General features: G+C 39.7%; 3 protein-coding genes. All 3 read right to left on the bottom strand.

All coding sequences use genetic code 11. The features are described from left to right. Nucleotides 1–95: 95 nt before the first annotated feature. The 3 genes from MLOOGBEN_RS28755 to MLOOGBEN_RS28745 are packed head-to-tail and all read right to left on the bottom strand — an operon-like array spanning nucleotide 96 to nucleotide 2,804. Nucleotides 96–896 (bottom strand): ExeA family protein, encoded by an 801-nt coding sequence (locus tag MLOOGBEN_RS28755; RefSeq protein WP_179161660.1) that lies wholly within the window; start codon nucleotides 894–896, stop codon nucleotides 96–98. A gap of 4 nt (nucleotides 897–900) precedes the next feature. Next, a complete protein-coding gene (locus MLOOGBEN_RS28750; protein WP_179161659.1) occupies nucleotides 901–2,244 on the bottom strand; it encodes a DDE-type integrase/transposase/recombinase in 1,344 nt (447 codons plus the stop codon). 47 nt (nucleotides 2,245–2,291) lie between these two features. Then, entirely contained in the window at nucleotides 2,292–2,804 is a 513-nt protein-coding gene (locus tag MLOOGBEN_RS28745) for a DUF6431 domain-containing protein (RefSeq protein WP_256989304.1), read from the bottom strand. Nucleotides 2,805–3,003: the final 199 nt, after the last annotated feature.

The following is a 3,003-nucleotide window of genomic DNA, read 5'->3' as shown; positions in this document are numbered from 1 at the left end:
TGTTATTGATTTATTATATAGTCCAGAAATTGACGATATTAGGTGTCCGTATTTTGACGGAATATCTGTCCAAAATTATTTTGAAAAAGGGAGAATCACGACAATTCTCCCTCAATAACCCTTTTAACCATGTGATCATCTATTATTCGAAATCCATTCTGAGATCCATAAAGTAGACAATGAGTACATAACTTATTTATGAGCCGAGCGGATCCTCCAGAAAAACGATGAATTTCATCCAAAGCACCGTCGGAAAAGAATTGTTGATCTACTCCTGCATATTTTAAATGCCTTGCCACGTACTCTCCAACCTGGGCCCGATCATAATGACCCAATTTGAACTGGATATCTATTCTTTGGCGTATCGCTGAGAAAGATTGAAGACGAAGGCGGTCCCATAGTTCACTCTGACCAACAAGAATAAGTGCCATTGGACTTTGGGCATCCATTTTGAAGTTAAGCAGGAACCTTACTTCCTCAAGCATTTCCTTATCTAGCAGATGTGCTTCGTCTACCACAACAACTGGCTGAATACCACGAATTCCTCTCATCAACTCTATCTCTCGATGTAGTTGCCGTTTAGAATCTCCTCTATAAAACTTTGCTTCTGACCCTAATTGTTCAAGCAATCCTTTATAAAAGTGTCGAGGAGTTAATTTTGAATCAGACAAATAGAGCACTTGAAATTTTCCTTTATCAAGTCGATCTACAAATCTACGAATTGTAGTTGTTTTACCAGTGCCACAATCACCGGTTAAAACGGCAAACAACTGTCTTTCTGCCGCATATTTGAGCCTCCCAAGGATTTCTTGCATCATTAGAGAATCATATAATTTGTCTGTGGGAACATCCCTTGAAAAAGGTGTATGTTCCATTCCATAAGCAGCTTCAAACATTGCTTCAGTCCTCCTTCCAAATAGCACGGAAGGTGACTGCAGGTGTTAGTTCGATTTGTCGTTCTTGGTGTTTCTTTTCCGCAGCTTTTAATAGTCTAGATGAATTCGCTTCCTGTGCTTGGAGATGAGATGGTAATCCTGGACGTTTTCCAGCCTTTTCACCAATGACCAACTTTCGTGCCTTCCAAGGAGAATGCCCCCCATATTCTATAGTCAATTCCTCTAGGTCCGAAGGATCGTACACAATGTCCACTTGGCGACCAATGAATGATAGTCCAACCTCATATTTCTGTTCCATAAAGCTGATACATCCCGATTTATCAACTTTCCGTGTTTCACAATGTAAAAAAGCATTAGCCATTGTATCAGGATCAATGAAACGAAGTGCTTTCTTATCACTTCGGAAAGCTGAATGTGGACTAACTTTTTCACCTAGAGCTGAATGGGATTTTTCTTGATAACACTCAGTAAGCCACGATTGAAACAGTTCATTTAGCCTGTCTAATGTTTGCGGCTTTTCAAGCGTTACCTCACCTAGAAAGGAATCTATAACTCTATTAAATCTTTCAATTTTCCCCTTTGATTCTGGTGAATATGGTTTTGCAAAAATAAGTCGTGTACCCAATTTAGAACAAGTACGAGACATCCATTTTGTTCGATACTGCTTTCCGTTATCAAAATAAACGGACTCGGGTACACCATATTTTTGTATTGCCTGTCGGAATGAATCCTCCACAATCCTTGAATCAAGTGTTGGATAAAAGGCACCATGTAAAACAAAACGTGTCGCATCATCGATGATAGCTACAAGATATACCTGTTTTTTTGTCCCATTTGGACCAATAGGAAGGTACGGTCCATATTTTATATCAGATTGCCATAGTTGGTTTCGATGCCTTTTTTGAAAACGTCTAGCTGCCACTCCCGATTGTGAGTACAACTTCATATGTCGGGAGCTATAACCTTTTTCAGTAAATTTTTCTTGTAGGGTAGAGCGTTTTATTTGACCCGGTTCTGCCAAACCCTCCCACTCAAGTATCTGAATGATTTGTGCAACACTACGACTAGGCACTTCCCGACGAAGTAATATAGCCTGTTCCAATAGATGAGAAGGAATTGCCTCTGATTTAGTTTGTGCTGTTTTTCCTTTAGGCTTTAACCCTCCAAAACCTTCGCTACGAAATTGTGAAAGGTATCTTCTTATTGTTCTCTCTGAAAGACCGGTGGTCTTAGAAATCTGATCTCTTAGCTGCTTTGCTTTTCCAGCATCAAGCCCCTCCTCTAAAAGTGGGGCAATAAGTTGGAATCGTTGTACTGCAGTATCTTCAACTTTTTTATGGTTTCCCATGATTACACTCCTCTCAATGTGTATATCATGAGTTTAAATTAACCCTCTTAGGACAAAAATGCAGAACGGGTATGTAACCATAAATTTATGTTTACTATTGGCCGGACAATTCTCGCCAGCCATCTGGGGGCATTCCCCACTAGACGTCCTAATCTATGAAGTGCGGTCTCTGAACTTACGGACGTTAAATCCAGAGGGATATTTTCCTGTTTAGTTTGAAGCATGATAGAAATAAGGCAACCGACCCAATAATCTAGAAAACTTTTAAACCACTCATTCCAACGATATAGGGTTGATTCATCTGCAGGTATATCATGATTAGAAGGGTTCGCAAGAACCTTCTCAATGCAATCTGACTCATATCTTTTATAAGGAACTAAAAAATCTGGCAATTCATGATGAATACTTCCACAGTTATCACATCTTAAGCGTCGGATATTATAAACTCTAGTTTCCCCTGAGCTTTCTTTTGATCTCCTATTTCTTGTACCAATAACACTCATACTTTTACTACAACAGGGAGAAGGAATCCTCCCCGCACCCCTAACTAAAAACCCCAAGGGTATTTTCAATAAGTTTGTAATCTGATACAATAATCACAGTTGTTTATGTGGGACGTCTCCCGTATAGCTGTTGGCGCAGTTATACATTATGGGAGACGTCTTTTCCTTTCTCCGGATTTATACGTGGACATTATACTCGTCTACATCCGGACAGGCAATACCGTCAACTATCGGTAATTTATGGTTGGCAAAAACA

Source organism: Bacillus sp. EB106-08-02-XG196 (genome assembly GCF_013396335.1).
Taxonomy (GTDB): Bacteria; Bacillota; Bacilli; order Bacillales; family Cytobacillaceae; genus Neobacillus.
The sequence above is the reverse complement of the archived record's forward strand: the minus strand, read 5'-3'. Positions and strand labels throughout refer to the sequence as shown.